The 6,424-nt window shown below is 58.4% G+C and carries 4 protein-coding genes and 1 pseudogene; all 5 read right to left on the bottom strand.

Translation table 11 applies throughout. The annotated features are described in order from the left end of the window. Positions 1-117: 117 nt before the first annotated feature. Positions 118-510, bottom strand: a complete 393-nt coding sequence (mioC, locus tag AC6I8M_RS21700) for an FMN-binding protein MioC (protein ID WP_010618854.1) — start codon at positions 508-510, stop codon at positions 118-120. A 143-nt stretch (positions 511-653) separates the two neighbouring features. After that, entirely contained in the window at positions 654-1,115 is a 462-nt protein-coding gene (gene asnC, locus AC6I8M_RS21695) for a transcriptional regulator AsnC (RefSeq protein ID WP_007893613.1), read from the bottom strand. A 105-nt stretch (positions 1,116-1,220) separates the two neighbouring features. Continuing rightward, positions 1,221-3,257 (bottom strand): annotated as a pseudogene (gene ovoA, locus AC6I8M_RS21690) (5-histidylcysteine sulfoxide synthase). Between the two features lie 71 nt (positions 3,258-3,328). Beyond that, positions 3,329-4,789: an ATPase RavA stimulator ViaA gene (viaA, locus tag AC6I8M_RS21685; RefSeq protein ID WP_010618855.1), complete on the bottom strand. Its 1,461-nt coding sequence runs from the start codon at positions 4,787-4,789 to the stop codon at positions 3,329-3,331. Then, positions 4,786-6,276, bottom strand: a complete 1,491-nt coding sequence (gene ravA / locus AC6I8M_RS21680; RefSeq protein ID WP_010618856.1) for an ATPase RavA — start codon at positions 6,274-6,276, stop codon at positions 4,786-4,788. Before ravA ends, viaA begins: the two co-directional genes overlap by 4 nt. Positions 6,277-6,424: the final 148 nt, after the last annotated feature.

The raw sequence follows: 6,424 nt of genomic DNA, 5'->3' as shown, positions 1-6,424 counted from the left end.
TTATACGCATGAAATAACGGATCTTATCCACAGAGCAACGCAGGTAAAAGGCGATAAAACAGCGGAATCAACTGGGGATCGACACAAATACCCGATCCCCGACCAGCAAAGATCGTCTTAAATCTGCGGGTGCCAGCTGGCTACCCACACTTCCGCCGGATCTTCCGGAATCTCATGTTCCAGCACGTCGATCTCCAGCCGTTTGATCGCTCCGCAGAACAGATCGTATTCATGATTACCGATACCCACTGCGCCAAAGCGTACGCCTGACAGATCCGACTGGCTCTCCTGCAGCGCTTCATAAAACGGCAGCAGGTTGTCCGGCAGTTCGCCGGCACCGTGCGTTGAGCTGACAATCAGCCAGACGCCTTCCTGCGACACCTCATCCAGCTCGGGGCCGTGCAACAGTTCGGTTGAAAAGCCCGCTTCCTGCAGTTTCTCTTCCAGATGTTCAGCGACATATTCGGCGCTGTCAAGGGTACTGCCACTGATTAAGGTAATATCGGCCATGATGCTCTCCCGCACTAAAGGCGAGCATTGTACGCTGTGATCCACCTGTGGAAAACAGGGTTAATCGCCGATAGCATCAGGCGACAAGGCGCATCACGATAGCGATCCGCCTAGGATAAGGTTATGCACAGCGAGGAAGCAGATCACGGTTTGATGGTACGCATGATGGGGTTTTGCAGGGAGATCAGCGTTTCGGTGGACTGGATTTCATCAATAGTCTGGATCTTGTTGATCAGCACTTGCTGCAGCGCGTCAATTGAGCGGCACATCACTTTAATAAAGATGCTGTAGTGGCCGGTGGTGTACCAGGCTTCCACCACTTCATCCAGCGCTTCCAGTTTGCTGAGCGCTGCCGGATAGTCGCGCGCGCTTTTTAGAATGATGCCGATAAAACAGCAGACATCAAACCCGAGCTGCCGCGGATCAATCTCCACGCGCGTACCCAGAATAATGCCCGCCTGACGCATTTTCTCGACGCGCACGTGAATCGTGCCGGGGCTGACGTTGAACTGCTTGGCGAGTTCGGCGTACGCGGTGCGCGCGTTTTGCAGCAGCGCATTTAAAATGCCGCGGTCGAGATTATCCAGTTGCAGGTGTTCCGCCATCATCCATCCTCATTAGGTTCTTCTTCTCTGAACAGGGAGAATGTGCAGCAAATTAGCGGGACAGGCAAGGTGCAGACAGCGGAGCTGCCGCTGTCTGCACGCTTTTTAGCGCTTACGCCACAGCGTCAGCTGGGCCTGTGTGTGCTGGAACTTACGCGCAGTTTCGCGAATCACAAACGGCACGTCCTGCGGCGGCGCAACTTCCTCAAAGGCATCGCGCAGCAGCCGTTGCAGCGCCTGCCAGGTGGTGAGCGCTTCACCGTTTTCACGGAAACCGCCCAGCCAGTTCTCCTTCGGCGTGAACTCTTCCAGCCAGGTGTAAGGTGAGGAGATGTCCAGCAAACCGCCGGAGCGGATCATCGGCGAGATGTCCTACAGGAAGCGCTTCGGCTGGCGCAGGCGATCGATCAGATTAGAGGCCAGCACCAGATCGTAGCCATCGGGCTGCGGTTTCAGGTTACAGGCATCGCCCTGCACAAACTGAATGCGCTGCGCTAGGGTCTCATCGAAACCAAATTCTTTTAACCGCACCTGGCGATACTCCACCAGCTCTCCCTCTTCCGGCACCACGTAACGGAAATCTTCGCCCGAGGTCAGCTGCAGCGCCACGTCGATAAAGCGCGCCGAGTAATCCATGCCGGTGGCGCAGCCGTATCCAGTGCGTGGCCGCGCTGCGCGCAGTGCGGCAGCACGATGTCGACCAGCGCCGCCGCGTAGTTCGGCACACCGTAATAGCCAGGGCCGTACTGGAAGTCGAGGTACTGCGACACCATGCTGTCGGTTTCATACGGATTCAGCGCCATGCATCTCCTGATGCGAGGAAACCACGTAGCGGAAGCCGGCATGCTGGAAGAAGTGGCGACGGAAGGCGTAGCGTGAGGATTTCAGCGCTTCGTTGCCGGTGGAGATCCAGCTGCCGCCTTTGATCAGCGCATGTTTGTCGTCAAAGGTGGGCGTGGAGAAATCGTCATACAGTGGATGTACCCTGAAGCCTTCAAAGCCGTTGGTCGGCGTGGTGGTCCACTGCCAGACGTTGCCGACGATGTCGAAGAAGTCACCTTGGGCAAAGTGGTCTACCGGGCAGGAAGAGGCCCAGCGGGCGAGGTTGATGTTGCCCGGCGCGTCGATCCAGTCCGGCTGATCGACGGCAACCTGCTCGCGCAGCTGCATCCACTCGGCTTCGCACGGCAGCTGATTCACTTCGGCGGGCCAGTCCCACGGCATCGCCACTTCTTCGGTCATCAGGCGCAGCCGGAGATCGTCAGGTTGCGCAATGTCGCCGACCCAGAAAGTCGGCATCTGCGCTTGGGCAAACTCGCGCCAGCCCCAGCCTTCGTCATCCCACCAGCGGCGTTCGTTATAGCCGTTGGCGGCAATAAAATGAAAGAACTCAGCGTTGCTCACCAGCATTTTGCTGGCTTTGAACGGTTTCAGCTCAGTTGAAAGGCTGCCGTATTCGTTGTCCCAGCCGTAGGTGTCATCGGTTTTACCCTGCGTGACGCGTCCGCTTGGCATCGCCACCAATGTATTGGCCGGTACCGAGGCACGATCGTGGCGCGCCTGCGGACACGCCGGCCAGTGCGGCTGCGGTTTTACCCACTCAAGCGGCAGCTGGCGGATCAGCACGCTGGAGGTTTCAAGGTGAATACGCTCATGTTCAATGCCCATCAGAATGACCCACGCCGGGCTGTCCCAGTCAATCGGCAGATCCAGCGGCATGGTGCGGATGAATTCACTTACCACGGTTTTCACTTTGCCGCGGTAGTCGCGCACCTCGGCCACATCCGGCCAGCTGTAATGGCTGTCGTCGAGATCGTCCCAGCTCATCTCATCCACGCCGATCGCCATCATAGCCTCAATGCGATCGTCAATGCGCTGCTGCAGATAACCGCCAGCCATCAGCTTATTAATGTAGAAGGTGGCGGTATGGCCAAAGTAGAAGATCAGCGGATGGCGCAGGGTGATGGCTTTATTAAAGTACGCGCGCTCATCAGCGAGGCAGTCGAACAAGCTTTCGTACAGCTCCCAGGTCTGGGTGAAATAGGCCAGCAGTTCGGCGCGTTTGGCGTCGCTGCTGCTGCCGGAAAGCCGGACGGTGCGGGTGGGCGCAGGCAATTGAGCGTGAAGATGAGCGGTTGTCACAGTGAACTCCGTAAGCTGATTAAACACAGCGGGTGATTCACTATAGCAAATTAGCATTTCTGCCTGATGAATTAGCGTTTCCAGCGGCGCAGCAGGCGGCTTTTCAGGCCCGTATCGAAGCGCCAGATGTGATCGAAAATGCGCAGAATGCCGGGTTTGCCATGCGCCGACATCGCCACGGCGTGGAAGCGTTGCTGGTGGTGGCGCTGGCGCTGTTTAATGGTGCTGACGATGTCGTCCGGCAGACGCTGGGCGATAAAATCGGAGACGATCACCGCATCGGCTTCCTGCCACTGACTGCCTTCCATACGCGTGACCACCGCAGACAGACAGGCGGCCAGATCGGTGCCGCTGCGAAAACGCTGGCTGAGAAAACGGATTGCCTGCTCGATGCCGTTATCGGCGGTCAGCTCGTAGCCTATCACCTCGTGAGCAAACAGCATGATGTAGCAGCGCCGCCTGTCGGCCAGCGCCACTTTCAGCAGCGCCAGACAAAACGCTTTGGCGCAGCGTTCATTGAAACCGCCCATCGAACCGGAGGTATCCACGCAGACGATGAACGGGCCGCGCGGCTGCGCTTCGTACTGCTGATGGCTGGCCGGGCGCAGCGTCACTTTCTCGTGCCAGGCATCGCCCTGTAACCGGTAGGTCAGCAGGCGTTTCTCCACCAGCCGGCGGTAAAATTCCAGCTCCAGTTCGCTGATGCTCAGCGCCGCCAGCTCCGGTGGCAACAGACGCAGCACATCATCGCTCTGATGGATGCCGCTGACCTCTTCCGGCACGTTGTCCGGCTCGCGCACCAGCTGATGAAACGCTTCCAGCGGTGCATCCTGTGACGGTACCGATTTCGCTTCGCGGCTGCGCCCCAGCTGCTGCGCCAGTTTCATCAGTTCCGGCTGCTGAGCGAGGAAATCGCCGTACTGTACAATCAGCTCATAGTCGCCATGCTGCAGCGGCGCCTTGCTCAGATCCCACAGGCGTCCGGCGGCGGCTTCGTCGTTATCGGTCAGAATCGGCGCCAGCTGACCGCTGATGGCCATGCGCTGTTGCAGCTCGGCCATCAGGCGTTCCCGCTGCTCTTCCAGCAGGGTTTCGTTCAGCGTCAGGGTTTGCAGTATCAGGCTCAGGCGCCAGCGCTGCAGGAACAGCGTGTGCTGCGCATTGCTCAGCTGGGCGCTGTCGATATGCAGCAGCAGTTTGCTGGCTTCTTCGATAAAGGGTGACGGCAGCGCTTTCAGCTGTGTAATGATGGCTGGCAGTTGCTCACTGAAAGCTTGGCTGCTGAGCAGTTGCATCTGCTGGAAGAGCTGAAATTCGCGTGCCAGCGCGTCCGGCACCGGCGTGGTTTTCATCTGGGCGGCAATCTCGGCGCGCCAGCGCGGCAGCTCGCCCATCATCGCCTGTTTCAGGCGTGGAAATTTTTCAAAGAACAGCGCCAGCTGCGGCGAGGCCAGCAGTGTCACAATCAGCTCTTCGATCAGCTCGGTTTCGCCAATCGACAACAGCGTGCTGAGCGTCTCCAGCAAGATCATTTTCTCGCCTGTTTCAGCTGTTCCGCCACATCCTGCAGGCTGGTTTCGACGCGCGCCAGCCAGTCGTCGCTGATAAACAGGCAGCGCTGGTGCTGACTAAACAGCGTGCGCTGCGCGCGCAGCTGGGCCTCCAGTGCGTCATACTCTTCAATGATTTCCTGCGGCACGTCGCTGCTGCTGGCGGCACCCGGCAGCGTCAGGCGCGTAGACTGCAGGCTGACGTCGCGCAGCGTCAGACAGTGGTGCGCATCCACCAGCAGGTCGAGCGTCTGGCCAAAGCCGATGCCGTTGAGCTTGCCGCGAATCTCGCCTGCCTTCAGCAGCCACTGATTGAGCGCATCGCGTGCCACCACCACGTGCGTGACCTGCATGTCGTGCAGCGTCAGCGGCTGTTGCAGCATCAGGGTCAGCTGTTCGTCCGTGATGGAGGCCGGTAATTCATAGTGCGGTTTGCGGCTGAACATGCCGCTGTGCTTCTCCAGCGCCTGCGCCACGCTCTGCTGCTGTTGCAGCGCCAGCCGGCGCGCTTTGATCTGCTGCAGCGTGTGCAGCATCGCCTGCTGCTGCCACGCGTGCTGCGTCATCAGCGCATCAATTTCACGGTCCAGCAGTTGCATGGAAGCCACGTCGTGCCACAGGCAATCTTTCAGCAGGATTAGATCAAGCGGGGCAATCGCCACGCGGCCGCTGTAAAACGCGCTGGCCTGCAGTAGATGGATGGCTTTTTTCCAGCGGCGATCGGAGATGTACGGCGCTTCTGGCAGGTTCTCCAGCTGCTGGCGCAGCTGATAGATCAGTTCAAACACATGATCGGGCAGGCTGACCTGGCTGATGCCTTTCTGCCACTGCTGATACTCTTCATCGCTGATGCACAGCGATTCCGCCACCGGGTTGGCGTTTTCATCCTGCTGGTGGGTCAGCATGCTGCGGAAGTTCTGCTTTTCATGCACGTTGTCGAGCCATAGCCGGATCAGCATACGGTCGTACAGCGCTTCCAGTCCGCTGTCGGCCTCCGGCAGTTCATTAGAGGCGGTGACCAGCAGGCGCATCGGGATCGGCTCTTCGCTGTCGCCGTTGCGGAAGCGACGTTCATTGATGGCGGTGAGCAGCGTATTGAGAATCGCCGGACCGGCTTTCCAGATCTCATCAAGAAAGACAATTTCGGCGTCCGGCAGATAGCCTTTGGTCAGACGCTGGTAGCGGCCTTCATCTTTCAGCGCCTGAATCGACAGCGGGCCAAACACCTCTTCAGGCGTGGAAAATCGGGTCATCAGGTATTCAAACGCACGGGCGTGCTGGAAGGTGTATTTCAGGCGGCGGGCAATCAGGCTCTTGGCGATGCCCGGTGGCCCAAGCAGAAACACGCTTTCGCCGCTCAGCGCTGCCAGCAGACAGAGACGAATGGCATGATGCCGTTCATACAGCCCTTTCTCTAGGGCGTTACTGAGGCGAGAAATTCTTTCTGCCAAAAGATGGGGTTGAGCCATAATCACATCATTGTCCTTCTGATCCTGGTGCCGTCATATTCTGGCAAGCGCAATACTCTACTGTTTATCATGCGTGAAAGCGTTGATAGCCGTCAGCTTTTTTGTTTCAGAAGGTTGAGGTGAGGAAAATCGCGGGTTTTCAGCTCAT

The sequence above is a fragment of the Type-A symbiont of Plautia stali genome (assembly GCF_059731155.1).
Note: the sequence above shows the minus strand (reverse complement) of the source record. Positions and strands in the feature narration are given on the sequence as shown.

Bases quoted from the DNA above. Each gene is read 5' to 3' on its own strand.
- mioC (WP_010618854.1), bottom strand. From the start codon at position 510: ATGGCCGATATTACCTTAATCAGTGGCAGTACCCTTGACAGCGCCGAA.
- viaA (WP_010618855.1), bottom strand. From the start codon at position 4,789: ATGATCTTGCTGGAGACGCTCAGCACGCTGTTGTCGATTGGCGAAACC.
- ravA (WP_010618856.1), bottom strand. From the start codon at position 6,276: ATGGCTCAACCCCATCTTTTGGCAGAAAGAATTTCTCGCCTCAGTAAC.
- asnC (WP_007893613.1), bottom strand. From the start codon at position 1,115: ATGGCGGAACACCTGCAACTGGATAATCTCGACCGCGGCATTTTAAAT.